Consider the following 26,426-nt stretch of genomic DNA (forward strand, 5'->3'; position numbering starts at 1 on the left):
CGTGGGCCTATAGCTCAGTTGGTCAGAGCAGGCGACTCATAATCGCTTGGTCGTAGGTTCAAGTCCTACTGGGCCCACCATTTTTTCCGCACTATTTTCTTCCGCCAGACCTGGCAAATTCAGCGCCTAGCGCAGCAGCTCCGCTAACGCCACTATGCCCGCCTGCGCACTCTCGCTTGCACCTGCCCAGCTACAAGCCAGCATCAGGTTTTTTGGCAAGGCAAAGTCTTCTACTTGGTAGCCTTGCGCGCAATAGCCACGGTCATCGGTATCCAGTTGCTCGATGAGTGGTCGCTGGTCGCTGAAATAGGCCCACACCGGTTTGCCCAGCGCGGCGGCGTAGCCAATTTCAAATACGGTGCCTGAATCGGGCTCGCTGCCGCGAAAGCTGTTGAGGTTGGCCAGCACGGCATCGGCGTCACGGATCTTTTGCAGATTGCTCTGGCAGATCCAGCTGGCGAGGTCACTGACCTCGCCAGCTGGTGCGTCGTCAAGGGGATAAACTCCGCGCAAGCCCTGTTCGGCACAAAGGGCTTTCAAACGTTCGCCTTGGGCGACGGCGTCGCGACGGAACACATCAAATCCGGCCAGATAAACTGACTGCACATTGCTCTCCCGGTCTGCTCTGGTGGTTCGACGCTGTTAGTCTGCCGGCAGCGCGGCAAGCATCTTCGCGTCGTCGATATCCAGCAGTATACCGGGGTCTGTCACGGGCACTTCAAGTAGGCTTTTTGCATGTTGCCGCAGCAGTTCGCGCGCGCCCCGATCACCCTGCAATAGCAGCAGTTCCGGCCAGAACGCGCGACCAAACAGCACCGGGTGGCCACGCTGGCCGGCGTGGGTGGGCACCACAATGCGCCTTGCTGTCGCCTGCGCCTGCAGAGCAATCAGGGTCTGCGGACGAATGCGCGGCATGTCGCCCAGGAGCACTGCGACCGCCTCTGCGTCAATTGCCTGCAGCGCTGCAACACCTGCCACCAGGCTCTGGGCCATGCCCTCATGGCAGCGCTCGCTTCGAATTATCGGGCATTGCGCAGGCACGCCCAGCGCAGCGGCATCATCCTGTGGACGCAACACCACCCGCACATCCAAATAGGCGTTGCGGGCATTGTCCAGACTGGCGCTCAACAGCGAACGACCATCAGCCAAGCGTGCCAGGCGCTTGTCGCTACCGAAACGTCGCGCACTGCCCGCCGCCAGCATCAGCGCAACCAGCGGCACCGCGGGCGCCGTCACCGCTTAGGCCTGCGCATCCAGCAGCATGACCTCACGTTCGACAATCAAGCCTGCGAGCGCCTGCCCCATGGCCTTGTAATGCGGCGCGTCACGATGCGCTTCAATGGCAGCCATGTCGGCCCACTGCTCAACAAACACGAATCTGTGCGTATCACTGCGGTCATGATGTAGCACATAGCCGCGGCACCCGGCTTCTGCGCGGGAGGGCACCACAGCGCTTTGCAGAATTTCAGCCACCTGGGCAGCACTGCCCTCGGCAGCGCGCAATACAGCTACGACGGTAATTTCATTCGACATTCATTCATTCTCATAGGTGGGTAGAGGATCGGCCGAAACGGCAGAGCTGGCTTCGGCATGATGATAAACGGGAGAAGCATCGTGAATGGCTGCGGCGCGCGCCTTCAACATCCCGCCCCGGCGGCCGTTCAGCACCGCGGTCATTTCGGACAATATTGCCATGGCCACGGCCTCAGGTGTGTCGCCACCCAGATCCAGACCAATGGGGTAATGCAGGCGCTCCAGCCCCTGCGGTGGTAAATCAGTCATATCGTTTAGTAAGCGTTGGGTGCGCTCCCGCGGCCCCAGCTGGCCAACATAGAGCGCACCGGAACGCAAAGCGCAAGCTAACCAGTACGCGTCCTGCTGCAGGCTGTGCGTCATGATGGCGACCGCTGCATCCTGCATCAGCGGAAGCGGGTCGAAACTGCCATCCAGCGACCCCAGCAGCACGCTGTCTGCGTCTGGGAAACGGCTGGCACGAGCGAAATGCGCACGACTATCGATCACTGTGACCTGCCACCCCAACAGCCGCGCCATGCGCACCAGCGGCTGCGCATCATGCCCGCCACCGCACACCACCAACCGCCGCGCGGGGGGCAGGTACTCAACCAGCACTTGCAGCGCCTGCTCGCCCTGCTGCAGATAGTGCAAGCTGGTACAGCGCTGCGCTATGGCTTGCTGCAGCGCAGGAGCCAGTTTCCTCTGCAGCGGCGGCGGCAGCTCACCGGTTGCTTCTGCCGCGGCCGGCCAGAGTAACCGCTCTCCCAGCCAGGGTGAGGCGGTAATCACGGTGGCGACCGCACGCGCCTGACCATCGCGCTGCTGCGCTCTCAAGGCTTGCAGCAGCAAACGGGCCGATGGGTTACTCACCCGCTCGAACAGAATGTGTACCTTGCCGTTGCAACCCAGGCCGAAGCTCACGGCAACCTCGCCGTCCTCTGCCTCATCGCTGGTGCTGTAACTGCGCAGTGCCGGGCCCTGCTCGGTCAACCAGAACGCCGTACGGGCGACTTCGCTTTCCAGGCAACCGCCGCTCAGCGTGCCTTCAGTCTGCCCCAACGCGGTGATCAGCATGCGCGCGCCCGGGCGGCGGTAGGCCGAACCCTCGACCCGCACCACCGTTGCCAGTACCGCAGCGTCACCGGCCTGCACCGCGCTGTCCAGCGCGCCCAGCAGTTGTTCAACGCCGCTCATATCACCCCCGTGCGCGGCTTGCCGTCGTTCATACACACATTCAATGCCCGGTGTTGCCGCGCTTGGCGGCCACATCCTCGGCACTCACGCTGGCGCCGCTCTGGCCAAAGTGCTGCAGCACGAAACTGCTGACTGCGGCCAATTCAGGATCGCTATAGCCTTCGGCAAAGCGCGGCATGTGCTGATCGACAGGTTGCCCCGATTCACTGTGCCCAGTCAGCAGTATGCCCAGCAGGTTGGTCGCCTCGGGATCATTAACCGTTTTCAGGCCCATCAGCGTGGCGATCGGGGTCTGATTACCGGTACCGTCCCAGCTGTGACAGCTGGCACAAGCGTCGGCAAATACCTTGACGCCCAGGTTGCGTTCCGCGGGCATGCCGTCAGGCTGCTTGTCGGGTCGCGCAATGCCTTGGGCCTGTGGTTCAGTGCTGAGCAGATAGGTCGCGATAGCAGCGAGATCGCTCTGCTGCAGGTGCTGCAGGCTCATCTCTACCACCTCAGCCATTGGTCCGGCCGCAACGCCCTTGCCCGCGGCATGCCCCTGACTCATGTAGCTGATCAGTTCTGCCTCGCTCCAGGCGCCAATGCCGTAGGTTTCATCGGCACTGATGTTGTAAGCCTGCCAGCCCTGCACCAGATTGCCCGCCAGTGGCTGACCGCTGTCGAGCGCCTGGAACATATTGCGCGGCGTATGGCATTCGGCGCAGTGGCCCGGCCCCTTCACCAGGTAGGCACCACGGTTCCACTCCGCGCTCTGCTGCGGATCGGGCTCATAGCGCCCCTCATCCAGAAACAGCAGATTCCAGAAGAACATGCCCCAGCGCTGGTTGAACGGAAAACTCAGGGTATTCTCTGGCGGCGCCTGCTTCACTGGTTCCAGACTGGACAGATAGGCTTTGATCGCCAGCACCTCGTCTTCCGGCATCAGCGTGTAAGAGGTATAGGGGAAGGCCGGATAGTAATGCTTGCCATCCTTGCCGACGCCACTGTGCAGGGCGCTGACAAAGTCGTCATCGCTCCAGCTGCCAATGCCGGTCTCGTCATCCGGGGTGATATTGGGGGAAAACAGCGAGCCGAAAGGCAACTTGAACTCCACGCCCCCGGCAAACGGCTTGCCGCCGGGCGTGGTGTGGCACGCCACACAATCTGCGGCGGTGGCCAGATACTTGCCGCGCTCGATCAGCTCGGCATCTGCGGCCAGAACCGTGCTCGACAGCCCGGACAACCCCAGGCACAGCATGACTAAATGATTGAAACGCATGGTCAGTCTCCTTAAGCCGGGTAGTAGCCGGCACGGCTCAGTGGCAGACGACGCAAACGCGTCCCGGATGCAGCATGCAGCGCATTGACCAAGGCCGGGCCGATCAACGCCGTACCCGTCTCACCCACCCCGCCCGGCGCCTTCAGACTAGGCACTATGTGCACCTCCACGCCTGGCGCATCGCTGATGCGTAGCTGACGGTAATTGTGGAAATTGGTCTGTTGTACCACGCCCTGTTCGACCAGAATCTCGTTGAACAGCGAGGCCGAAAGGCCGAACAGTGTGCCCCCTTCGATCTGTGCCTGCACCGAGGTAGGGTTGGTTACCAGGCCACAATCAATAGCACTGACCAGTCGCTTGATGCGGATCGCCTTGTCACCCAGCATCTCCATTTCAACCACAGTCGCGACATAGCTGCCGAATACCGCGCTTACCGCGACCCCACGCCCCTGCCCATCCGGCAAGCTGTTACCCCAACCGGCCTTCTCTGCCGCCAGCCGTAACACCGCCTGCGCGCGCGGATGCTCTGCCATGAGGCCGAGCCGGTACTCCACCGGATCAGCGCCAGCATTCAGCGCCAGCTCGTCAATAAAGCACTCCAGCGCATAGGTGCTGCGCAGCGGCCCTACCCCACGCCACCAGGAAACCGGAATCACCTTGGGCTCCTCACGCACATAATTGACCAGCAGATTCGGCAATGCATAGATCGGATCGATAGCCACCTCGACCGCGTCGCCATCAACGCCGTTCTCCGGCAGGCTACCCATGTAACGGCCCAGTACCGAAGCACCAGCGATACGATGCTGCCAGCCGGTCGGCTTGCCGTCGGCATCCAGCGCCGCGGTCAGGCGATCGGCGTACTGCGGACGGTACATATCGTGGGTCATGTCTTCTTCACGGCTCCAGATCAGCTTGATCGGGTAACTGACATGCCGCGCAACATCCACCGCCTGAGTAATAAAGTCGTAATCCAGCCGTCGGCCGAAGGCGCCGCCGATCAACTGGTTGTGAATGATGATCTTGTCCGGCGGCAAACCACTGAGCTTGGCGGCGGTTTGCTGGGCAAACACCGGCACCTGGGTGCCGACCCACAGCTCGCAAGCATCCGGACGAACATGCGCCACACAGGTCATCGGCTCCAACGGCGAATGCGACAAGAAAGCCTGCTCGTACACGGCTTCGAAGCGGCTGGCGGCCCCCTCCAGCGCCTTGCCGAAATCGCCCGCATTGTGCGCCACTACGCCATCGCGTGAGCTGGCCTGCTGCAGCGCCTCATCCAGTTGCGCCGAGTTGATACTGGCGTTCTCGCCCAGGTCCCACTCGATTGTCAGCGCCTTGAGACCCTGCTGGCAGGCCCAGTAATTGCTGGCGGTTACCGCGACGGCGTTAGCGAGCTTGATCACATCGCGCACGCCCGGCACCACTTTGGCTGCCGAAGCATCCACGCTGCGCAATGTGCCGCCGTAGACCGGGCAGGTCAGGGTTGAGGCAATCAGCATATCCGGCACGCTCAGATCGATGGTGAACTGCGCCTTGCCGTTGACCTTGTTCGGCGTATCGATACGCTGTGCCGGAGTACCCAGCAAGGTGAACTGCTCCGGCGTTTTCAGCACCACCTCGGTTGGCAGCGGCAATTCGCTGGCGGCATCAACCAGCTCGCCATAACCCAGCTTCTGTTCAGCCGGGCCAAACACCTCGCCGTTTTTCGCATGGCATTGCGCGGCATCCACACCCCAGCGCGCCGCCGCAGCCTGAATCAGCAACAGACGCGCCGTGGCGCCAGCTTCGCGCAATGGCTGCCAGGAATGGCGCGTCGAGGTAGAGCCACCTGTGGCCTGAAACTGCATCAGCGAATCGGCATACAGCTCGCTGTCCGGTGGCGCGTCTTCGATGGTCACGGCAGACAGCGGTACTTCCAGCTCCTCTGCCACCATCATCGCAATACCGGTATGCGCGCCCTGGCCCATCTCGATTTTGGGCGAAATGACCGTGACCAGACCATCATGGCCGACCCGCACATAGGCGCCGTAGGCGCGTGGCGACTGATCGCCGAGACGACCAGCAGCCGTAGCTTCGGCCGCCACGCTGCGCGGCGCAAAACCCGGCAACCAGGTACTCAACACCAGGCCACCCAGCGCAGCACTGGAGCCTTTCAGAAAACCACGGCGCGACAGCGCCAGGCTAGACTTGTCCATTGCTGTTCCCCTCAGGCCTGACTGACGTCTTTGATTGCCGCGCGAATGCGCGTGTAGGTCCCACAGCGGCAGATGTTACCGGCCATGCCGCTATCAATGGCGGCGTCGTCAGGCGTCGGATTCTGCTGCAACAGCGCCGTGGCCGACATGATCTGCCCAGACTGGCAATAACCGCATTGCACCACTTCATGTTCAAGCCAGGCTTGCTGCACCTTGGCGCCCACAGCGCTCTGGCCCACCGCTTCGATCGTGGTAATCGCTTTGCCGGCCACCGCACCAACCGGCAGCACACAGGACCGCACCGCCTGTCCATCCAGATGCACAGTACAGGCACCGCATTGCGCGATGCCGCAGCCAAATTTGGTTCCCGTCAGCCCCAGCACATCACGCAGCACCCACAACAGCGGCATATCGTCCGGAACATCGAGTTGGTGTTGTTCACCATTAACAGACAGCAGGTTCATAGCGACCTCATCACGGCACGGATTTCGTTATTTTTTATACACTCTAGCAGTTGGTTTCACCGCGAGACGCAGGTGAGCCAACACAAGGCGAATCCCAATCACCTCAATGTCGAGACATTCAGCAGCTGGAAGACAGCAGCAATTATTCGAATAAAGGCGAAGGATAGAAGATGAGAGTAGCGCTATTGGCGTGCGGGGCGATAGAACAATACCCCTGAATACAGCTGTATGTAGTTTGAAACATCACCACAGGGCGTAGCAGATTCGACGATCCACTACGCCCTTTTTTGGCTTAGCGAGCAATCAGCGCGTAGGCTCCGTCCCGGTCCAGACGGGCCCAGGCATAATCGCTGCCCACAGTGACCACCCCTGCTGCCGTGGCGCACTCGCCCGGCACATCGGCCGGCAAGCTGACCAGGTAGCTACTGTCGTAGCCAGCAGAGCTGATGCACTCATCGGCGACCACCCGCTGCCAGCCCTGCGCCTCAACATCCCAGCGTGCCAGAGCCAGCTCTTCAGCATTGGCATCATCCGGCAGACTTAACTGCAGAACATAATCGTCACCACGCTCGTCGTCATCCAGTACCCAGTTACTGTTAACACGACCAGCTGGCAAAGCGACTGGCTGCTTGGCCTGTTCGCTGCCATCGCCGAAGCTACCGGGGAGGCCAACATCGGTCCGGATATTCTTCATGACGCCGCGGGCACTGCTAAAGGTGCCGTCTTGACCCTGAATGCCACTGACAATAAGCACATCCGACACAGCGCCATCGCGCGGCGCAGTCCAGCTCAGCGAGACCTGCTTTTTCAGATCGATGGTGGTTTCGCGGATTTCCACCTCCTCGTCAGCCGTACCCGCGTTGATCAGACGTACCCGCTGACTGTTGTTGAGATTGGGCGAATAGCTGGCGTGCGGAATATGCAGGTAACGGTAGTAGCGTGCTGCCAACTCGTTGTTGCTTTTTGCGCTAGAAACACCTGGCTCGAAGTTGGTAGTGCGAGTCCGGGTTTCGTAGCGGTTGAAAATGCGGTTTTCACCGTCAAGGATGCGCGCCGAGTAGCCGTTGCCCGACACGCAAGCACTGGTTCGATAGCTCTTGTCATGGGTCATGTTGAGCTGATTACCTGGCGGAATGCTGCCGGGATAGACCACCTTGTCACAACGATCGGTCGTACGCGTAAAACGGTCAACCAGCTTCCACTGGGGGGCAGCCAATTCGCGCATGCCATCGTCGTTACTCTTGATGGTGTGCGCCTCATAGTAAGAGCGGTAATCAACCAGCTTGTCATTGAACGTCAGTATCGAGGCGTTGACATCCAGCGTACCGGATGTGCCGTCATTGATCTTTACCATGACCATGTCCTGAATCAGCTCGCTCTCGCCGTAGCGCGAGTCATAGCCCTTATAGGACGCACTGCCGCTGACCAGCTCGGTATAGTGACCGCCGTAATACCCCTTGATTAAGCTACGCAGATACTGGTGCTCATGCCCGGCCACATAAATCACATCGTTGTCGGCAAATAGCTGACGATAATCGTCATGCACCAGTGAGAACTGCTGATCACCCTCGGAGGTATCATAGGCCTCCACCACCCGTTCACGGATGTTGCCGTAGCGCGAACCCACCATAGTGTTGTGAGTAGAGACAATGATGTGGTCAACCGCGTCGCGGTAGGTCTCGATCATCTCGCGAGTGAAGTCGTAGGTGAACGGCAGTTGGCCGTAGGACAGCGAAATGATCAGCACGTTGCCGCGCACCAGCGCGTAGTTCTTGTCGCGCTGACCGGCCATCTGGATTGCATCCTCCGGAATCAGATCGCTGACATTGTCGTACCAATCCTGATCGGTGCCCTTGATGTCATGGTTTCCCTGTACCGGCAACATGACAAAGTCATCGCGATAATCATCCACTACGCTGCGCCACTGCGCATACTCGGCAGGCGTCGCCTCTTCAGAGAGGTCGCCGACCACCAACAGAAGGTCAACCTCCTGCTCGCGGTAAAATTCCATCAGCGCACGCATTGGCATGATAGAGGTGTTCTGACCGCCGCCTTGGGTATCAGGGATGATGCCAACCTTCAGAGCAGCAGCGGTTGCTGGCGGTTGTGGCGGGGGGGTGTTTGATTCGTCGCCATCGCTATCACTGGAAGACAGACAACCGGTTAGCAGGGCACCGGCAACTAACGACACAACTCCAGTTCTGATAAACATCTCAATTCCTTTTCAGACAACATGAATGGAGTCCGAAAAGCTACCCATAGGGCGTGACACGCCCGAGACAGAGCAGTTAAATAAAAAAGACAGGGTTGATCGGGCAGAGAGGCCAGTACGGCGTAGCACCGCAACTGGCCTGCTCCTGATCAGTTGTCCGGGTAAACCGTTTTCCAGTCAGCCTTCATATCGACCACTGTCCAGTTGCGCTGCTCGGCCTCGACCAACCCTTGGTCCAGCTTGCCAATGTGAGAATCCTTGTCGTAGGCCCATTCGCGCTCGGCGTCGGTGTGATGCACGATCAGACCAAAACGTGGCGTGGTGTCCTCGGCATCGCGGGCGATGGTGGTGTACTGCAGCATCTGCAGGTCACCGTCGGAATTACCGGCAGCAAAGATCGGTTGACGACCAATGTGGCGGTAGATACCCACTGGCTTTCCGACCTTGTCGTCATTGAGCAACAGGTCGCCGGTTTTTACGATGGTCGGTACGCCGTCGCGCATCTCGAACTTGGCGTCCAGGGTAGAGCCAACCACCTGTTCTGGCGGAATGCCATAGGCCTGCTCGGCAAATACGCGCATGAAGTCAATACCGCCGCCAGAAACGATGAAGGTTTTGAAGCCATTGGCACGCAGGTAATCCAGCAGCTCCAGCATCGGCTGATAGACCAGTTCGTTGTATGGCTGTTTCTTGGTGGGATGCTGCGCCGTGCTCAGCCACTCGCTGACCGAAGCGGCAAACTCCTCGCTGGTCACGTTGGCGTGAGAGGCGCCAATGATTTTCATCAAACCGTCCATGCCCGAGGCCATGACTGCCTTGGTGTCGCCGGCCAATACGCTTTTATAGGGCTCCTCGGTTTTCCATTCAGGGTGGTTTGGCGCCTGTTCGCGTACCTGATCCAGAGCAAACAGCCCCTGGAAGTACAGCGGTTGCTCACTCCAGAGGGTGCCGTCGTTATCAAAGGTGGCGATGCGCTCTGGCGGGGCGACAAAGTCACTGCCTCCCTCTTTGGTGACTTTCTCAACAAAATTGATGATGGCGGTTTTACTGACGCCATCGTTCCAGGACGGCAGAGGGTCTGCAGTCTGTGCCATACCTGGACCGGCCAGGGCACTCAGAGACAGGGCGGCGATAAAGCCCAGCTGTTTGAAGCGCATGTGGATCTACCTCATTCCACGTGTTGTAGAAAGCGACAGTAGCCCACCGCCCAGCCGCGCAAGCAAACTGCCTGGCGACTGTACTGGCAATGGTATCTTGCACAGCAGCGCTGATATTCAATCCGCCGCATGCAGGAACAGCGCGCCGCCCTGTGCACGCTTCAGCTTAGTAGAGGATCGCCGCCGCGCAATTTCCGCGGCGGCGCAAGGGTCAAGATCAGCGGAACGGCGGCTCGTCAAAGCTGCGCAACTTGCGTGAATGCAGCGAGTCGAGCTGGCTGCGCAGCAACTCCAACGCATGAATGCCGATGTGCAAATGCTGGGTGACGGCACGCTCATAAAAGGCCCCAGCAGCGCCCGGCAGTTTGATTTCACTGTGCAGCGGCTTGTCGGAAACGCAGAGCAGCGTGCCGTAGGGTACCCGCAGGCGATAACCCTGAGCCGCGATGGTGCCGCTTTCCATGTCCACGGCAATGGCACGCGCCATATTGATCAATGGCCGCTCCTGCGCCCAGCGCAGCTCCCAGTTGCGGTCATCGTAGGTCAGCACCGTACCGGTACGCAGGCGGCGCTTGAGGGCATCGCCCTGCTCGCCCGTCACCTCGGCGGCAGCTTGTTGCAAGGCCTGCTGCACTTCAGCCAATGCCGGCAGCGGAATATTCGGCGGCAGCACACGATCAAGAATGCCATCGCGGCGCATGTAAGCGTGGGCCAGCACGTAGTCGCCGATGGTCTGTGATTGGCGCAGGCCGCCGCAATGGCCGATCATCAGCCAGCAGTGCGGGCGCAGCACCGCCAAGTGGTCGGTTATGTTCTTGGCATTGGAAGGCCCCACACCGATGTTCACCAGTGTGATGCCCTCAGCAGGATTTGCGGCCTGCAGGTGATACGCGGGCATCTGATAACGGTGCCAGACCACACTTTCGATGATCGCCTGCATCTCGCCCTCGGCCATGCCGCGCTCGATCACCACATTGCCCGGCAGCACCATGCGCTGAAAGCGTGTGTCGCCGAGCAGCATATCCAGCCCGTGGCGGATGAACTGATCCACATAGCGGTGGTAGTTGGTCAGCAGAATCCAAGGCTGTACATGGCGCCAGTCGCTGCCGGTGTAATGCACCAGCCGGCGCAGCGAGAAATCGGTGCGCGCGGCATCGAACAGCGCCAGGGGCAAGGGGTCGATGTTTTCCCAGTCGTACAGACCATCGGCCGTGCCATCGTTGGCCGCGGACAGGTCGGTACTGGGGAATACTCGCGCCAGCTCGGCAGCCGTCACGCCGGAGGCGCCGAGCTCATCCCCCTGTTCTACGACGTAGGGATAGGGAATATTCGCCTGACTGGAGCCAACCTCGACGGTAACCGTGAAGTCGCTCATCAACGGGCGCAACTGATCCAGCAGATAGCGCCGGAAGGCTGCCGGCTGGGTCACGGTCACGCTGTACGTGCCCGGGACCTGTACCTTGGCGTAGGCGCGCACTGTGCTGGGCACCTCGCCTTGGCAGTGATAAGTCAGGCGCAATTCAGGGTACCGGAAGGCGCAACGGCCGGCGGGTGGGCGCGTGCGGTCGGCCATATACTGCTTGAGCGCCTCGCGCAGGGCGCTGGTGGCCTCCTGGTGCAGCGCCGCCAGGCGATCTACCGCCTCTTCAGGGCTGGTCACTACAACAAAGTCATCTGGGCATGGGTTCATGGCGTACCTCGGGCTGTTCACATGCCCCTATCTTGCCTGCCGCCGGCCTCGCACGCCAAGCAACAAAGCAGTGGCGTCCCAGGCGCCCGCCCGAGCCGCTCCCTTTGCGTGCAGATGGGTTGGACAAATAGCCGCGGTGCGGACTACCGCGGGCGAACACAGTTTGATCAGCGAAAGGGGATAATCCACGCCATCGGCGGGTGCGCGAGCGACGGATGATCAGCAACCTAACCGCGCTCGGCGCAGATCATGGCTAGATAATCTCTGCCTAGCCTTGAGGTACAGCAGGACATAGCGCGCGGCAAGACCGCGCGCTGAGCCGACTCAGTCGGCGGTCTTGTCCTTGATCACGGTACTCACACCATTGTTCTTGACCGACTCGATGCCCGTCTCGCAATTGCGCGCCGCCGCGTACATCTGGCTGGTGCCGATTACCTGATGATTAGCCGCCTTGAGGTTGAAATAATGTTTTCCGTTCTTGGCCTCCTTGCGCTCAAAGCGCGTGTCGTCGGTGCAGTTCTTCTGCACCGACGCAATGCCGTTATCCGCGCTGGCGCGCGTCGTGTACAACTCGCTGGTGAGAATGGTTTCTGCGTTACCCGCCTTGAGAACAAAGCGGAACTGTCCGTCCGTACTTCTGCTCAACTCGTACCACCCAGCCATAACACCGCTCCTTTTTGACAACTGCCCAGCAAGGGCACCTCTTGGCAGTATAGTCAGGCAAATCAAGCCGTCTCAAAAAAGCGCTTCGCGGCTAGGTCAGCAGACCCGCAGCACCAGCGTTGGGCGCAAAACGCTGCTGCCGGCGCCAGTGCGCCGGCGACTCGCCTTTCCAGCGTTTGAACGCGCGCGAGAAACTGGCCGCCTCGGTGTAGCCCAATTGCTGGGCAATGGCATCAAGCCGCAGATCGGTATCACGCAGCAGCTGCTCGGCCAGATTGCAGCGCACGCGGGCGTCCAGCAGCCGAAAAGCATGCCCTTCCAATGCCAGGCGCCGGTGCAGGCTGCGCTCGGACAGCCCCAGCAGGCCTGCCACCTCGACCGCGCCCAGACTACCGCCGGTGTGACTCAATAGCGCCTGCATGACCTGACGCGCCAGCGGTGTATGAACTTGCTCGGCGCTGGCACACAGCTGCTGGCACAGGCTGGCGCAAGCGGCCTGGGTCATGCTGTTGGCCAACGGCAGCGGCGCGTGCAGATCCGCTGCGGCGATCAGCATGGCATTACGCCCGGCCTGCAAGTCAACGCTGCATCCAAAGTACTCGCAATACCGTGCCAAGCTAGCCGGCTGGTTCAGGTTCAACTCGACCTTTAAGGGCACGAAAGGGCGCTGCAGCAACTCACCGAACACTCGCAGCCAGGCGCCCAATCCGCGTTCGATGACGGTGGCCCACGCATCGTCCGGCAAGACACTCTGATCCAGCGTCAAATAGACCCCCTGCGGGTCTGGCTGCAGGCTGACCGGACAAATCGACAGCGACAGCGCACGAAAACGACTGCTGACCTCCAGCGCGTCGGCCAGTGAGCGGCTGGCCAGCATGGTGTAACCCAGCAAGCCGAGGCTGGTGAGGTGATAGTGCTCGCCCAAGAGCAGGCCCAACCCCGGCTGCGGGCAGGCCGTCACTAGATTGCGGACCACCGCCAGCTCCTGCCACAGCTCAATGCTATCGCCGGCCCGTAATCCCTCCAGGGTCAGAGCGCTGGACTGCAGACAGGTCTCGCTGGCCACGCCCAACTGGCCTGCGGTGGCCAACAAGTAGTGCACGTTGGTGCTGTCACGGCGCTCGCGCCAGTTCATTGTCTTCTCCTGGGGCTGAGTGGCAGAAATCATCATGTTTTGTCAGTTTTAATCATGGCCGTGTGCAGTCGCTTGCTGCAAGCTTTGTTCATCGCCCCAATAACAACCACAGAGGTGAGAGCCATGCCTGAATTTTTCTACACCCATGCCGGCAACAACCAGGCACGCCCCAGCGAGTATTTCAGCGTGCGCCCGGTCGCTGGCTCGCTCGGCGCCGATATTCATGACATTGACCTGAACAATCTCAGCGAGCCCGGCCAGGCCGCGCTGCGCCAGGCACTGATGGACCATGGCGTGCTGTTCATTCGCGACCAGCAGCTCAGCGTTGAGCAACTGGAAGCGGTAACCCAGCGCTTTGGCGAGTTTGGCGTCGAGCCCTACGTTAAACCCATGCCAGATCACCCGCATGTGGTGCACGTGGTGAAAGAAGCCAGCGAGCAGACGCCCATCGTGTTTGGCGGCGCCTGGCACTCCGACTGGTCGTTTCAGGAGCGCCCGCCCGCCTTCACCCTGCTCTACGGCAAGGATGTCCCGCCCAGCGGCGGCGATACCCTGTTCAACAATATGTATCTGGCCTGCGAGTGGCTGTCCGACACGCTACGCGATACCTTGCGCGGGCTGGATGGCGTGCACAGCCCCGAGTTCGGCTATGGCCCCAACGCCAAGCACAACGCCGGGCTGGAGAGCATGAAGATTGTTTATGGCGAAAGCGTGGAGAAGGACGTGCGCCGTCACCCGCTGATTACGCTTCACCCGGAAACCGGGCGTGAGGTACTGTTCGCCAACCCGGTGTACACCCTGGGTATCGCCGGCATGAAGGCGGAGGAATCGCGCCCGCTGCTGGATTACCTGTTCAGTGTCGCCACCGCGCCAGCCTTTACCTGCCGGATGCGCTGGACGCCCGGCACCCTGGCCATCTGGGACAACCGCTGCGTCTGGCATCAGCCGATATCTGATTATTTTGGCGCGCGCCGCGAGATGTTTCGCACTACAGTAGTCGGCGAAAAACCGACCCGAGGGAGCGCCAAATGACGACCGCCAGCCAACCTGATGAGGCAGCCCGACTGCTACTGCAAGCCCGTGCCGATAAAACCCCCTGCGCCTCTATCGTGGAGCGCTGCCAGATTGGCGATCTGGCGCAAGCCTACGCAGCACAAAGGCAGTGGCGGCAGCTCAGCCTTGCGCGGGGCGACCGCATCGCCGGTTACAAGCTGGGCGTCAGCAACCCAAAGGCGCAAGCTGCGCTTGGGCTCGACGGGCCGCTGCAGGGTGTGTTGCTGGCCAGCGCGCAGTATCAGGCCGGCACGACGCTGCCCTATGCCGACTTTCTCGCGCCGCGCGCAGAAATTGAAGTGGCGATGATCTTTGCCGAAGAGCTGAGCGACCCCGAGCTGAACCGCGGCCAACTGGTCGCCGCACTGCACGCCATAGTACCGGCGCTGGAAATCTGCGACTCCGCCATCGCTGGCTGGCCGAAAACGCTGTTCGACGCAGTGGCAGATAATTTGTCTTCCGGCGGTTACCTGCTGGGCGAGCCGCAACGGAATTCTACCGATATCGACGTCAGCACACTGACCGCGACCCTGGAAATCAATGGTGTGCAGGTGGCCGAGGGCAATACTGGCAGCGCCATGGGTGATCCGATCGAAGCCTGCTTATGGCTGGTGCGTGATCTGTTGCGCAACGGCGGCCGCATCAAGGCCGGCGATATCATCCTGACCGGCGCACTGACCGGGCTGCACCCAATTGCAGAGGGAGATCAGTTGACGTTGCGGGTGGGCGGGCTGGGTGAGGTGAGCTGTCGTTTTAAGGCTTGAGGCTTGAGGCTTGGATCGTAATGCAGATAAGAAAAAACCCCGCCGAGGCGGGGTTTTGCAGAATAGATCCTGATCATCCGTAATGGCATTGCCTCTCCGAGGCACTGTCCCTATTCCCTGTTGTTTGGATCGCTTCCTGCGGTGCTCCTAGCGAAGTTGATACTACGCAGGTTCTCAGGAAGTGCCCATAAGTCATTGTCATCACAGCGTGTAAGCATTTGCTTACATTTAAGCTGCCCGGCCCGGCCTGAGCCGGGCGCTTGCTCAAAACTGCGACGCGTCCAGTTCGAACAGCGGCTCACTGCCGGCACGTACCGACTCGCTCAGCGAGTGGATACGCGGCAACAGACGCTTGACGAAGAAACGCGCGGTGCCCAGCTTGGCACTGTAGAAACCGGTCTCATCCGCACCAATCTTGGCCAGGGCTACCTTAGCCATCTTCGCCCACATATAGGCATACGCGGTGTAGCCAAATACATGCAGGTACTCGACAGAGGCAGCGCCCACTTCGTTCGGATTGCTCTGGCTGCGCTCGATCACTTCCGCGGTCAGTGCCTCCAGGTTGCTCAGCGCCTTACCCAGCGGCTGCACAAACTCGGCCAGCTCGTCGGCGCCGTTGTCTGCCACAAACCCGCGCACCTCCTCGGCAAATACCTTGAAGAACGCGCCACCGTTAGCAACGGTTTTGCGGCCCATCAGGTCCAGCGCCTGAATGCCGTTGGTGCCTTCATAGATCTGCGCGATACGGGCGTCACGCACCAGTTGCTCCTGCCCCCACTCGCGGATGTAACCGTGGCCACCGAAGACCTGCTGGCCGTGAACACAGTTCTCGAAGCCAACATCGGTGAAGAACGCCTTGGCGACCGGCGTCAGCAGGGCAACCAGGTCTTCACCTTTCTTCTTGGCCTCAGGCTCGTCAGCGTACTTGCTGATATCCAGCTGCATGCCCACGTAAGTGGAGAAAGCACGGCTACCTTCGGTCATGGCCTTGATGGTCAGCAGCATGCGACGTACATCGGGGTGCACGATGATGGGGTCGGCGGCTTTCTCGGGCTGTACAGCACCGGTCGGCGCGCGGCTCTGAATACGCTCGCGAGCGTAGTCTACAGCGCTCTGGTAAGAGGCTTCCGAGCAACCAATGCCCTGAATACCGATGGAAAGACGCTCGTAGTTCATCATGGTGAACATGGCGTTGAGCCCCTTGTTCACCTCACCCACCAAATAGCCGCGGGCAGAATCAAAGTTCATCACACAGGTAGCCGAGCCTTTGATACCCATCTTGTGTTCAATCGAGCCACAGGTAACCGGGTTGCGCTCACCCAGCGAGCCGTCGTCGTTGACCATGAACTTGGGCACCAGGAACAGCGAAATACCCTTGGGGCCAGCCGGCGCGTCGGGCAGTTTGGCCAGCACCAGGTGAATAATGTTCTCGGTCAGGTCGTGCTCACCACCGGTAATGAAGATCTTGGTGCCGCTGACCAGGTAGCTGCCATCGGCCTCAGGTACGGCCTTGGTGCGGATGATGCCCAGATCGGTGCCGCAGTGCGGCTCGGTCAGACACATGGTGCCGGACCACACGCCCGCATACATATTGGGCAAGTAGGCCTGCTTCAGCTCTTCACTGCCGTGGGCGTCCAGCGCCAGACAGCAGCCAGCGGTCAGCGCCGGATACAGCGCGAAGCTGTTATTGGCGCCATAGACCATTTCTTCAACCTGCACGCCCAGCGTCTTGGGCATGCCCAGTCCGCCGTACTCGGGGTTGCCGCCCAGACCAACCCAGCCACCTTCGGCGTAGGTCTTGAAGGCTTCCTTGAAGCCCGCAGGCGTCGTGACCACAGTGTCGTTCCACTGCGCACCCTCTTCATCGCCACTGCGGTTCAGCGGTGCGATGGTATTGGAGGTGATCTTGCCGGCTTCTTCCAGCATGGCATCGGCGGTTTCCGCATCAATGGCGCCGTCCAGACCCGGCAGGCTCTGCCAAAGAGTATCGGCATCAAATACTTCATTGAGCACGAAGCGGATGTCACGCAGTGGGGCTTTGTAATCGGCCATGAAAATCTCCTCATCAACAAGTGCGCCCGGACCATACCGGAACAGGATCGGGATTGTAGCGCGACAACAAAAAAACCTATAGCGTCTTTTTATGACTTTTAACTATATATCAGTCACGCATATGATCGACGCCAACACCGAGTGATTCAGCATGGCAGGAATTACCCAACCTGCTCGGCCAGCCACAAAAAAGCCCCGAACCAGTCGGGGCTTTTCAATTGCAGCGTGCGGCAAATGCGTACCGCTGTGCTTAGAACTGCTCGGCAGTCATTTCCATCAGGCTGTCGGCACCGGCGTCCAGCGCCTCTACGTGAGCCTGTGCACGCGGCAGCAGGCGCTTGAAGTAGAAGTTCTGGGTGGCCAGTTTGGCCTTGTAGAAGTCTTCTTCCGAAGTGCCGGCATCCAGCTTCTGCTGAGCGACCATGGCCATCTTCAGCCACATAAAGGCATGGATGACGTAACCGGAGAACATCAGGAAGTCCATCGAGCTGGCGCCCACTTCTTCGCGGTTCTGCATGGCACGGCCAGCGATACGCTGTGTGATCTCGCCCCACTGCGCATTCAACTGGTTCAGCTTGGCCACTTCGGCGGAGAACTGGCTGTTGCCTTCGTTGGCCTGACAGAACTTGTGAACCTGTTTGGTGAAGGCGGTCAACAGTTTGCCCTGGCTACCCAGAACTTTACGGCCCAGCAGGTCAAGCGCCTGAATACCGTTGGTGCCTTCATAAATAGGGGCAATGCGGCAGTCACGCATCTGTTGTTCCTGGCCCCACTCGCGAATGTAACCGTGGCCGCCAAACACCTGCATGCCCAGGCTGGTGGCTTCAAGACCGGTTTCAGTCATGAAGGCCTTGCAAATGGGCGTTAGGAAGGCCAACTGAGCTTCAGCACTGGCCCGCTCGTCTGCATCCTTGGCGTAATGCGCCTTATCCAGCAACTGGGCGGTGTAGTAAGTCAGCGCGCGGTTGCCTTCGTTAAAGGCTTTCATGGTCAACAGCATGCGGCGTACATCCGGGTGCACGATGATCGGATCAGCAGCCTTTTCAGGCGCCGCCGGGCCACTCAACGCACGCATCTGCAGACGGTCCTTGGCGTAAGCCAGAGCCGACTGGTAAGAGGCTTCACCGTGACACAGACCCTGCATACCGGTACCCAGGCGCGCGTGGTTCATCATGGTGAACATGCAGTTCAGACCCTTGTTGGCCTCGCCGATCAGGTAACCGGTGGCATCGTCAAAGTTCATTACGCAGGTGGCCGAGGCCTTGATACCCATCTTGTGCTCCAGCGAGCCACAGATCAGGCTGTTGCGCTCGCCCTTTTCGCCGTTGGCGTCGAGCACGAACTTGGGCACGATGAACAGTGAGATACCCTTGGTGCCGGCAGGCGCGTCGGGCAGCTTGGCCAGCACCAGATGGACGATGTTCTCGGCCATGTCGTGCTCACCGCAGGAAATGAAGATCTTGGTGCCGGTAATCTTGTAACTGCCATCCGCTTCCGGCACGGCACGGGTCTTGATCAGGCCCAAGTCGGTACCGCAATGCGGCTCGGTCAGGCACATGGTGCCAGTCCATTCACCGGGGATCAGCTTGCTGAGGTACTGGTCTTTCTGCTCCTGAGTACCGTGGGCACTGATAGCCGCGGAGCAGCCGTGCGACAGGCCAGGATACATGCTGAAGGCATAGTTCGCAGAAGCAACCATTTCGCTGATAATCAAACCCAGCGAGAACGGCAAACCCTGACCGCCGTACTCTGCCGGCCCGGTCATGGAGCCCCAGCCGTTGTCCACATACTGGCGGTAGGCTTCCTTGAAACCCTGGGGCGTGGTCACCACACCGTTATCGATATGGCAGCCTTCTTCGTCGCCGGTGCGATTCAGGGGTGACAGCACATCGCGGGTGAACTTGGCGCCTTCTTCCAGAATGGCATTGACCAGATCCGGCGAGGCATCTTCCAGCCCATAAGCTTCATAGCCAGCGGCAAAGTCGAGCACTTCATCCATCACGAAGTGCATGTCACGCAAGGGGGCGTTGTATTCGGGCATGTTGGCTCTCCAAGGGGCAGCCGGACCATACCGGCGGCAGCTATTCATACAGGTGTTTGAACACTAGGGATCTGCTGGGGCAAGGTCAAGATGTCACAGGCACCATTACATCGCTTGATGCACGACCATAACACAGGGAACATGACCCAGCGGTCATGCGTTAGCATGGCACCCACACTTCAAGACCTGCGCCGCTGCGCAGAAGGATGTCCCTTGCCGCTGCTTTCAGACCTGCACTTCGACAATCGCTTTGCCCGTCTGGGCGACACCTTTTCGACGCGGGTCAGCCCCGAGCCCTTGAGCAACCCGCGGCTGGTGGTCAGTAGCGCCAGTGCCCTGGCCTTGCTTGACCTGGACGCGGACGAAGCACAGAGCGAACTCTTCACCGAGCTGTTTGCCGGCCACAAGATCTGGAGCACGGCCGAGCCGCGTGCCATGGTGTACTCGGGCCATCAGTTTGGCGCGTATAACCCCAAGCTGGGCGATGGCCGCGGCCTGCTGCTGGGCGAAGTGGTCAATCAGGCCGGCGAGCACTGGGACCTTCACCTGAAGGGTGCCGGCAGCACACCCTATTCGCGCATGGGCGATGGCCGAGCCGTATTGCGTTCCTCGATTCGCGAGTTTCTCGCCTCAGAAGCGCTGCACGCTCTGGGTATCCCGACCAGTCGAGCGCTCTGTGTCACCCTGGGAGACAACCCGGTCTATCGCGAGCGGGAAGAGCGCGCCGCCATGCTGCTGCGTCTGTCACCATCACACATCCGCTTCGGGCATTTCGAGTACTTCTATTACACCCGCCAGCACGACGCCCTGCGCCAGCTGCTGGATTTCACCCTGAGCAGCTGCTATCCCGAGTGCCTCGGCGACCCACAACCCGAACTGGCCATGTATCGGCAGGTCTTGCAGCGCACGGCCGAGATGATCGCCTGGTGGCAGGCCTACGGTTTCTGTCATGGCGTGATGAACACCGACAATATGTCGATCCTTGGCATCACCTTCGACTTTGGACCCTATGCCTTCATGGATGCCTTTGACATCCACCACGTCTGCAACCATTCCGATCACGAAGGTCGTTACGCCTTTCACCGCCAGCCCGCGATCGCACAGTGGAACCTGGCCTGCCTGGCCCAGGCGCTGACGCCCTTTATTGAGGTCGATACATTAAAGGCCGAGATCGCGACCTTCATGCCGGCGTTTGAGCAGCACTACCTGCATCTGATGCGCCGCCGTCTTGGCTGGCAGGGCGCGGAGGAAGGCGACAGCGCGTTGATTGAGCAGCTGCTGCAACTGATGCAGGACAGCGGCAGCGACTTCAACCTCAGCCTGCGTTTGCTGGCCGAAGGAGATACCGCTGCACGGGACCACTTCATTGACCGTGACGCATTCGATCGCTGGCAGCAGCAACACCAGCAGCGCCAGGGTAGCAGCGAAACCCGACAGGCCGCCCTGCAGGCAAACCCTGTCTATGTGCTGCGCAACTACTTGGCACAGAACGCCATCGCCGCTGCCGAACAAGGCGACTTCAGCGAAGTACGCGCCTTGCACGAACTGCTGGCCACGCCGTTTTCCACCCAACCGAACTACGCCGACTATGCGGCCGCCCCGCCGGATTGGGGGCGTCGCCTGGAGATCAGTTGTTCATCCTGAGCCAGCCCATGCTTGGCTTATTTTTTATTCTTTTTAGGTATATAAAAATCAGTTTTTGTACTTGGACAAAGCTAAAGATCCCTCTTAATGTGGCGCCCAACCGGGTTCCGCCAAATGGACCCCCCTCACCCCATACGAGATTCGGGAATCCATGAACTGGGAATCGTTGCCACTGATCGGTGTTGCCCTGCTGTTGTGCTGGGTGTTTTACGCCTTTGCACGGGAGAAATTCAGCCCCGATGTGGTAGTCGGTATTGCCGTGGCCATACTGCTGGTGAGCCAGTTGCTGACGCCCGCCGAGGTGATGGGCGTGCTGTCCAACAGCGCCCCGATCACCATCGCCTGCATGTTCATTCTGTCAGCCGCACTGGAGCGCACCGGCTGCGTCGAAAAGCTCGGCAACTGGCTCTCGCGCATGGGCGGCGGCAGCCCCTGGCGGACCCTGTTCAGCCTGATGATGACAGCGCTGCTGCTGTCGACCTTCATCAACAATACCCCGGTGGTTGCCATTCTCACGCCAGTGGCAATCGCGTTGGCTACCCAGGTAGGCAGCAAGCCTTCGAAGATGCTGATTCCGCTGTCGTACGCCACCATTCTGGGCGGCACCATGACGATGATCGGCACCTCGACCAATATTCTGGTCGATGGCGTTGCCCGGCAAATGGGCATGGAGCCTTTCGGCATGTTCGATATCACCCTGCCCGGCGCCATTCTGGCGCTGATCGGCATGGCTTTTATTCTGCTGATTGGTCATCGCTTGCTGCCCGAACGCGAGAGCCTGTCACGCCAACTGCGCCCGGATCAGGCGCGCACCTTCATGACCGAGCTGCTGGTGCCGCATGACTCGCCGGTGATCAATCAGACCATCAGCCAGGCCAACCTCAACGGCAACAGCGGCCTCAGCGTACTGAAAATTTTTCGCGGCGACGACGAGCTGTCCACCCCTCTGAACGATACGCTGCTGCGCGCCGGTGATCGTCTGGTGCTGCACACCACCATGCGCGACTTCGTAGAACTCCGGCAGAACGGACTACTGGCGTTCAATCGCGAAGACAGCGCCAGTTTCGAGACCATCTCGACCCGCGACGTGATGCTGGCCGAGGCCATCGTGGGGCGCAACTCGCGTTACAGCCACCGCCCCATGCGCGACCTCAACCTGACCGCGCGCTACGGTATTCACGTTCTGGCCATTCATCGCCAGAACGAGAATATTCAGGACAATCTGGACGAATTTCAGCTGCAGTTTGGCGATGTCATGCTGGTGGAAGGCACCCCGGCACAAATCAAGAAGTTTGCCGACAACGGCGAGCTGATCAGCCTCAACTCGGTGCAGGAGCGCGCCTACCGCCGCAACAAGGCGCCGATTGCCATCGCCGCCGTGGTTGCGGTCATGGTGCTGGCTGCGCTCAAGATTATGCCCATCGAAGGCTTGGCGATGATTGCCGCTGCACTGGTGGTCGCCACCGGCTGTCTCGATACGGAAGATGCCTACAAGTCCATCGACTGGCGCATCCTGACGCTGATCTTCGGCATGCTGGCGATCAGCATCGCGATGAACAAGGTGGGGCTGGTGGATACAGTAGTAAGCCACGTGATGACCCTGTCGCCGCTACTGGGGCCGCTGTTCATGCTGTCGTTCATCTACCTGATGACCTCAGTACTGACCGAGGTCATCAGCAACAACGCAGTCGCGGTACTGGTTACTCCTATCGCCATCGGCGTGGCGCAGCAGCTCGGCGCCGACCCACGCCCCTTTGTGGTCGCGGTAATGTTTGCTGCCAGCGCCAGCTTCGCTACCCCGATCGGCTATCAAACCAACACCTTCGTTTACAGCGCTGGCGGATACCGTTTCAGCGACTTCATGCGCATTGGTGTACCGCTCAACCTGATCATGTGGGCCGCCGGCACGCTGATCATCCCACTGATCTGGCCGCTGTTCCCCTGAAAAAAAGGGCACCCCATGGGTGCCCTTTGTTATTGCTGCATGCCTCAGCGCGCCGCGGCTAGTGCCTGCTCCAGGTCAGCCAGAATGTCATCAATATGCTCAATACCAATGGACAGCCTGACCATGTCACGGGGCACACCCGCTTTGGCGAGCTCCTCATCATCGAGCTGTCGATGGGTAGTCGAAGCCGGGTGGCATGCCAGCGACTTGGCATCGCCGATGTTGACCAAGCGCACAACCAGCTGCAGAGCATCAATAAAGCGCCCCCCGGCTGCCTGTCCGCCCTTGATACCAAACGACAGCACAGAAGCCGGCTTACCGCCCATATAGCGTTGCGCCAGGGCATGCTCGGGATGCTCCTCCAGACCGGCGTATTGCACCCAGGCCACTTGATCGTGTTGCTGCAGATAACGCGCCACCGCCAGGGCGTTGTCGCAATGCCGCTCCATGCGCAGTGCCAACGTTTCCATCCCCTGCAGGATCATGAAGGCGTTAAACGGAGACAACGCGGCTCCCATGTTGCGCAGTGGCACCACTCGGCAACGCCCAATGAAAGCCGCCGGACCAAAGGCCTCGGTATAAACCACACCGTGGTAGGAAGGGTCTGGCGTATTCAGCAGCGGGAAGCGTTCAGTGTGCTCTGCCCAGGGAAAACGGCCGCCATCCACCACTATCCCGCCCAGCGTCGTGCCATGACCTCCCATATATTTGGTCAGGGAGTGCACAACGATGTCGGCACCAAACTCGAACGGGCGACACAGTGCTGGCGTCGCTACAGTGTTATCAACAATCAACGGCACACCGTGGCGGTGGGCTGCATCGGCCAGCGCCTGAATATCCAGAATGTTGCCTGACGGGTTACCAATCGACTCGCAAAACACCGCTTTGGTGCGGCTATCGATCAGTTGCTCCAGCGCGGCCACATCGTCATGCGCGGCAAAGCGCACTTCAATCCCTTGGCGCGGCAAGGTGTGGGCAAAGAGGTTATAGGTGCCGCCATAGAGCTTGGCGACCGATACGATGTTGTCACCCGCCTCTGCCAGAGTTTGAATCGCGGCGGTGATCGCCGCCATGCCGGAGGCTAGCGCCAATGCGCCAACGCCACCTTCCAGCGCCGCGACGCGTTGCTCGAGCACGTCATTGGTGGGGTTCATGATGCGCGAATAGATGTTGCCCGGCACCTTTAGGTCAAACAGGTCGGCGCCGTGTTGCGTATCGTCAAAGGCGTAGGATGTAGTCTGGTAAATCGGCACGGCCACGGCGTGCGTTGTGGGGTCGGGGGTGTAACCGGCGTGTATGGCGAGCGTTTCCAGTTTCATGGCGCTGTCCTTGTTATGAGGTCCAGCGCCGAGCATGCAGAAGGGGAGCCCGCCGGTCAATCAAACCACAGTCGCGTTATAGCGCGACAACAGCGGCGCTTACTTTTGCTCAAGATGATCGTGCAGGGCCATGAACTGCTGCGTCAGCTTGTGCCGGCCATCAAGGAAGATCAGTGGCGTAGAGGCCTGGTGCGACTCGCGCATGCGCACTGAACTGTTCAGATACACCGGTAGCACTGGCAGGCCCTCGGCAATAAGCTCATCGAGAATCTGCTGCGGCAGCGCAGCGCGCGGCTGGAATTGATTGACGACAATCCCTTCCACCTCCAGGTCCTCGTTGTGTTCCTCACGTACATCTTCGAGCTCAGCCAGCAGACCGTAGAGCGCCTGGCGCGAGAAAGCATCGCAATCGAAAGGTATCAATACCCGATCGGCGGCGATCAGCGCGGACATAGTGTAGAAATTGAAAGCAGGCGCAGTATCAATGTAGATACGCTCGTAACTGTCTTTCAGGTCCTTGAGCAGTTTGCGCAGCTTCTGAATCTTGTAGCGTGACTCCAGCTTATGCTGAAGGTCAGCCAGCTCAGGACTACCTGGCATCAGCCAGAGATTCTCAAAAGGGGTTTCTACCACGAACTGCTCGGCTTTCTTGCCGAACAGGCTGCTGGACAGCGTCTGTGAAAAAAACTCGGCGATGGTCGTGTCAATATCGGCCATGCCTTGGCCCAGCAGATAGTGACTGGAGTTGGCCTGCGGATCCAGGTCGATTACCAGGGTCTTATAGCCTGCAGCCGCACTGACCGCTGCCAGGTTACAGGCAATACTGGATTTGCCGACACCGCCCTTCTGGTTGAAAACCACCCTGCGCATACGCCTCTCCTTGTACCCATAGCTGTTGGTAAGCAACCGTTTCAGTATCGGGCCCGGCGCGAGGCCGGGCAAGCCCTGTCAGCCGACGATAGCAGTTGAATCGTGATAAATAGCTGACATCTCGTGTACTGCTTCGATGAAAGCACCGGCGTGTGCGGGGTCGACTTCCGGGGTGATGCCGTGCCCCAGATTGAAGACGTGGCCACTGCCCTTCCCATAGCTGGCCAGAATACGCGCCACTTCGGCGCGAATGGCTGCCGGCTTGGCATACAGCACCGTGGGGTCCATGTTGCCCTGCAGTGCGACCTTGGCGCCCACGCGCGAACGCGCCACGCCGATATCCATGGTCCAGTCGAGGCCAAGGGCGTCGGCACCGGCCTCGGCGATGCTTTCCAGCCAAAGACCACCGTTCTTGGTGAACAGGATGACCGGCACCTTGCGGCCATCGTGCTCGCGGATCAGCCCGGCAACGATCTTGCGCATGTAGGCCAGCGAAAATTTCTGATAGGCATCGGCCGACAGGTTGCCGCCCCAGGTATCAAAGATCTGAACCGCCTGAGCGCCGGCCATAATTTGTCCGTTCAGGTAGCTGATGACCGAGTCAGCCAGCTTGTCGAGCAGCAGATGCATGGCCTCTGGCTGATCGTAAAGCATCGCCTTGGTCTTGCGAAAATCCTTGGAGGAGCCGCCCTCGACCATGTAGGTGGCCAGCGTCCAGGGGCTACCGGAGAAGCCGATCAAGGGGACCCGCCCGTTCAATTCGCGACGGATAGTGCGCACAGCGCCCATCACATAGCCCAGATCCTGCTCCGGGTCGGGTACGCTTAGCGCTTCGATATCCGCAGCGGTGTTGATCACCTTGCGAAAACGCGGCCCTTCGCCCGCCTCGAAATACAGGCCCTGGCCCATGGCGTCAGGAATCGTGAGGATGTCGGAGAACAGAATGGCGGCATCCAATGGGTAACGCTCCAACGGCTGCAAGGTTACCTCACAGGCCATCTCGGGATTGGTGCACAGCCCCATGAAGTCACCCGCTCGCGCCCGCGATGCACGATACTCAGGCAGGTAGCGACCGGCCTGTCGCATCATCCAAACCGGTGTAACGTCGACCGGCTGGCGCTGCAGAGCACGGAGAAAGCGATCATTCTTGAGTTCAGTCATGGGGAGGGTATCCAGTTACCGGGTCAGCGGGCATTGTACCGGGATTGCCGGCAAAGATCAGGCACCCGAAAACAACAAGGGCGCCCGCAGG

General features: G+C 60.1%; 21 protein-coding genes and 1 tRNA gene. 5 read left to right on the plus strand and 17 right to left on the minus strand.

Features of this window, described 5'->3' with window-relative positions; translation table 11 throughout:
* Window positions 1-3: 3 nt before the first annotated feature.
* Window positions 4-80: transfer RNA gene (locus V7747_RS05520), tRNA-Ile, on the plus strand.
* A gap of 46 nt (window positions 81-126) precedes the next feature.
* Here the strand turns inward: V7747_RS05520 and V7747_RS05525 are convergent.
* The 12 genes from V7747_RS05525 to V7747_RS05580 form a co-directional block, all read right to left on the minus strand.
* A complete protein-coding gene (locus tag V7747_RS05525; protein WP_335615060.1) occupies window positions 127-606 on the minus strand; it encodes a nucleoside 2-deoxyribosyltransferase in 480 nt (159 codons plus the stop codon).
* Between the two features lie 36 nt (window positions 607-642).
* A complete protein-coding gene (locus tag V7747_RS05530) occupies window positions 643-1,236 on the minus strand; it encodes a nucleotidyltransferase family protein (protein ID WP_335615061.1) in 594 nt (197 codons plus the stop codon).
* 3 nt (window positions 1,237-1,239) lie between these two features.
* Window positions 1,240-1,533: a putative quinol monooxygenase gene (locus tag V7747_RS05535; protein WP_335615062.1), complete on the minus strand. Its 294-nt coding sequence runs from the start codon at window positions 1,531-1,533 to the stop codon at window positions 1,240-1,242.
* On the minus strand, window positions 1,534-2,709 hold the full coding sequence (locus V7747_RS05540; protein WP_335615063.1) for an XdhC family protein: 1,176 nt from the start codon (window positions 2,707-2,709) through the stop codon (window positions 1,534-1,536).
* Window positions 2,710-2,749: 40 nt separating this feature from the next.
* Window positions 2,750-3,970, minus strand: a complete 1,221-nt coding sequence (locus tag V7747_RS05545; RefSeq protein ID WP_335615064.1) for a cytochrome c — start codon at window positions 3,968-3,970, stop codon at window positions 2,750-2,752.
* 11 nt (window positions 3,971-3,981) lie between these two features.
* Window positions 3,982-6,165 carry a xanthine dehydrogenase family protein molybdopterin-binding subunit gene (locus tag V7747_RS05550; protein ID WP_335615065.1) on the minus strand — a complete coding sequence of 728 codons (2,184 nt, stop codon included), beginning with the start codon at window positions 6,163-6,165 and terminating at the stop codon, window positions 3,982-3,984.
* An 11-nt stretch (window positions 6,166-6,176) separates the two neighbouring features.
* Entirely contained in the window at window positions 6,177-6,629 is a 453-nt protein-coding gene (locus V7747_RS05555) for a (2Fe-2S)-binding protein (RefSeq protein WP_335615066.1), read from the minus strand.
* A gap of 292 nt (window positions 6,630-6,921) precedes the next feature.
* Window positions 6,922-8,841: a metallophosphoesterase family protein gene (locus tag V7747_RS05560; protein ID WP_335615067.1), complete on the minus strand. Its 1,920-nt coding sequence runs from the start codon at window positions 8,839-8,841 to the stop codon at window positions 6,922-6,924.
* Between the two features lie 149 nt (window positions 8,842-8,990).
* Window positions 8,991-9,998, minus strand: a complete 1,008-nt coding sequence (locus V7747_RS05565) for an HAD family hydrolase (RefSeq protein WP_335615068.1) — start codon at window positions 9,996-9,998, stop codon at window positions 8,991-8,993.
* A gap of 217 nt (window positions 9,999-10,215) precedes the next feature.
* Window positions 10,216-11,688 (minus strand): AMP nucleosidase, encoded by a 1,473-nt coding sequence (amn, locus tag V7747_RS05570; RefSeq protein WP_335615069.1) that lies wholly within the window; start codon window positions 11,686-11,688, stop codon window positions 10,216-10,218.
* 324 nt (window positions 11,689-12,012) lie between these two features.
* Window positions 12,013-12,351, minus strand: coding sequence for a YegP family protein (locus tag V7747_RS05575; protein WP_335615070.1), 339 nt, complete (start codon window positions 12,349-12,351; stop codon window positions 12,013-12,015).
* Window positions 12,352-12,442: 91 nt separating this feature from the next.
* The gene (locus V7747_RS05580; RefSeq protein ID WP_335615071.1) at window positions 12,443-13,486 is read right to left on the minus strand and encodes an AraC family transcriptional regulator; all 1,044 of its coding nucleotides are present in this window, start codon (window positions 13,484-13,486) and stop codon (window positions 12,443-12,445) included.
* Between the two features lie 123 nt (window positions 13,487-13,609).
* On the opposite strand from V7747_RS05580, the gene V7747_RS05585 reads away from it, so the two are divergent.
* The gene (locus tag V7747_RS05585) at window positions 13,610-14,518 is read left to right on the plus strand and encodes a TauD/TfdA dioxygenase family protein (RefSeq protein WP_335615072.1); all 909 of its coding nucleotides are present in this window, start codon (window positions 13,610-13,612) and stop codon (window positions 14,516-14,518) included.
* Window positions 14,515-15,303: a 2-keto-4-pentenoate hydratase gene (locus V7747_RS05590; protein WP_335615073.1), complete on the plus strand. Its 789-nt coding sequence runs from the start codon at window positions 14,515-14,517 to the stop codon at window positions 15,301-15,303. The genes V7747_RS05585 and V7747_RS05590 overlap by 4 nt, the downstream gene beginning before the upstream one ends.
* A 264-nt stretch (window positions 15,304-15,567) precedes the next feature.
* Here the strand turns inward: V7747_RS05590 and V7747_RS05595 are convergent, their stop codons facing one another.
* Entirely contained in the window at window positions 15,568-17,355 is a 1,788-nt protein-coding gene (locus tag V7747_RS05595) for an acyl-CoA dehydrogenase C-terminal domain-containing protein (protein ID WP_335615074.1), read from the minus strand.
* Window positions 17,356-17,605: 250 nt separating this feature from the next.
* Entirely contained in the window at window positions 17,606-19,396 is a 1,791-nt protein-coding gene (locus V7747_RS05600; RefSeq protein ID WP_092286163.1) for an acyl-CoA dehydrogenase C-terminal domain-containing protein, read from the minus strand.
* A gap of 213 nt (window positions 19,397-19,609) precedes the next feature.
* Here V7747_RS05600 and selO point away from each other — a divergent pair, with 213 nt between their 5' ends.
* Together selO and V7747_RS05610 are read left to right on the plus strand one after the other, a co-directional pair.
* Entirely contained in the window at window positions 19,610-21,040 is a 1,431-nt protein-coding gene (selO, locus tag V7747_RS05605) for a protein adenylyltransferase SelO (protein WP_335615075.1), read from the plus strand.
* 151 nt (window positions 21,041-21,191) lie between these two features.
* Window positions 21,192-22,985 carry an SLC13 family permease gene (locus V7747_RS05610; protein WP_335615076.1) on the plus strand — a complete coding sequence of 598 codons (1,794 nt, stop codon included), beginning with the start codon at window positions 21,192-21,194 and terminating at the stop codon, window positions 22,983-22,985.
* A gap of 44 nt (window positions 22,986-23,029) precedes the next feature.
* Here V7747_RS05610 and V7747_RS05615 read toward each other — a convergent pair whose 3' ends face one another.
* From V7747_RS05615 to hemE, 3 genes are all read right to left on the minus strand, one after another.
* Complete coding sequence (locus tag V7747_RS05615) at window positions 23,030-24,304, minus strand: bifunctional O-acetylhomoserine aminocarboxypropyltransferase/cysteine synthase (protein WP_335615077.1); 1,275 nt, start codon at window positions 24,302-24,304, stop codon at window positions 23,030-23,032.
* A gap of 99 nt (window positions 24,305-24,403) precedes the next feature.
* Window positions 24,404-25,174: a ParA family protein gene (locus tag V7747_RS05620; protein WP_335615078.1), complete on the minus strand. Its 771-nt coding sequence runs from the start codon at window positions 25,172-25,174 to the stop codon at window positions 24,404-24,406.
* 78 nt (window positions 25,175-25,252) lie between these two features.
* On the minus strand, window positions 25,253-26,335 hold the full coding sequence (gene hemE / locus V7747_RS05625; protein ID WP_335615079.1) for a uroporphyrinogen decarboxylase: 1,083 nt from the start codon (window positions 26,333-26,335) through the stop codon (window positions 25,253-25,255).
* Window positions 26,336-26,426: the final 91 nt, after the last annotated feature.

This window comes from Halopseudomonas sp., from assembly GCF_036960865.1.
Lineage (GTDB): Bacteria > Pseudomonadota > Gammaproteobacteria > Pseudomonadales > Pseudomonadaceae > Halopseudomonas.

Bases quoted from the DNA above. Each gene is read 5' to 3' on its own strand.
- V7747_RS05610 (WP_335615076.1), top strand. From the start codon at position 21,192: ATGAACTGGGAATCGTTGCCACTGATCGGTGTTGCCCTGCTGTTGTGC.
- V7747_RS05550 (WP_335615065.1), bottom strand. From the start codon at position 6,165: ATGGACAAGTCTAGCCTGGCGCTGTCGCGCCGTGGTTTTCTGAAAGGC.
- V7747_RS05535 (WP_335615062.1), bottom strand. From the start codon at position 1,533: ATGTCGAATGAAATTACCGTCGTAGCTGTATTGCGCGCTGCCGAGGGC.
- hemE (WP_335615079.1), bottom strand. From the start codon at position 26,335: ATGACTGAACTCAAGAATGATCGCTTTCTCCGTGCTCTGCAGCGCCAG.
- V7747_RS05585 (WP_335615072.1), top strand. From the start codon at position 13,610: ATGCCTGAATTTTTCTACACCCATGCCGGCAACAACCAGGCACGCCCC.
- V7747_RS05615 (WP_335615077.1), bottom strand. From the start codon at position 24,304: ATGAAACTGGAAACGCTCGCCATACACGCCGGTTACACCCCCGACCCC.
- V7747_RS05575 (WP_335615070.1), bottom strand. From the start codon at position 12,351: ATGGCTGGGTGGTACGAGTTGAGCAGAAGTACGGACGGACAGTTCCGC.
- V7747_RS05540 (WP_335615063.1), bottom strand. From the start codon at position 2,709: ATGAGCGGCGTTGAACAACTGCTGGGCGCGCTGGACAGCGCGGTGCAG.
- V7747_RS05600 (WP_092286163.1), bottom strand. From the start codon at position 19,396: ATGCCCGAATACAACGCCCCCTTGCGTGACATGCACTTCGTGATGGAT.
- V7747_RS05595 (WP_335615074.1), bottom strand. From the start codon at position 17,355: ATGGCCGATTACAAAGCCCCACTGCGTGACATCCGCTTCGTGCTCAAT.
- V7747_RS05545 (WP_335615064.1), bottom strand. From the start codon at position 3,970: ATGCGTTTCAATCATTTAGTCATGCTGTGCCTGGGGTTGTCCGGGCTG.
- V7747_RS05620 (WP_335615078.1), bottom strand. From the start codon at position 25,174: ATGCGCAGGGTGGTTTTCAACCAGAAGGGCGGTGTCGGCAAATCCAGT.
- V7747_RS05560 (WP_335615067.1), bottom strand. From the start codon at position 8,841: ATGTTTATCAGAACTGGAGTTGTGTCGTTAGTTGCCGGTGCCCTGCTA.
- V7747_RS05555 (WP_335615066.1), bottom strand. From the start codon at position 6,629: ATGAACCTGCTGTCTGTTAATGGTGAACAACACCAACTCGATGTTCCG.
- amn (WP_335615069.1), bottom strand. From the start codon at position 11,688: ATGAACCCATGCCCAGATGACTTTGTTGTAGTGACCAGCCCTGAAGAG.
- V7747_RS05565 (WP_335615068.1), bottom strand. From the start codon at position 9,998: ATGCGCTTCAAACAGCTGGGCTTTATCGCCGCCCTGTCTCTGAGTGCC.
- V7747_RS05580 (WP_335615071.1), bottom strand. From the start codon at position 13,486: ATGAACTGGCGCGAGCGCCGTGACAGCACCAACGTGCACTACTTGTTG.
- V7747_RS05590 (WP_335615073.1), top strand. From the start codon at position 14,515: ATGACGACCGCCAGCCAACCTGATGAGGCAGCCCGACTGCTACTGCAA.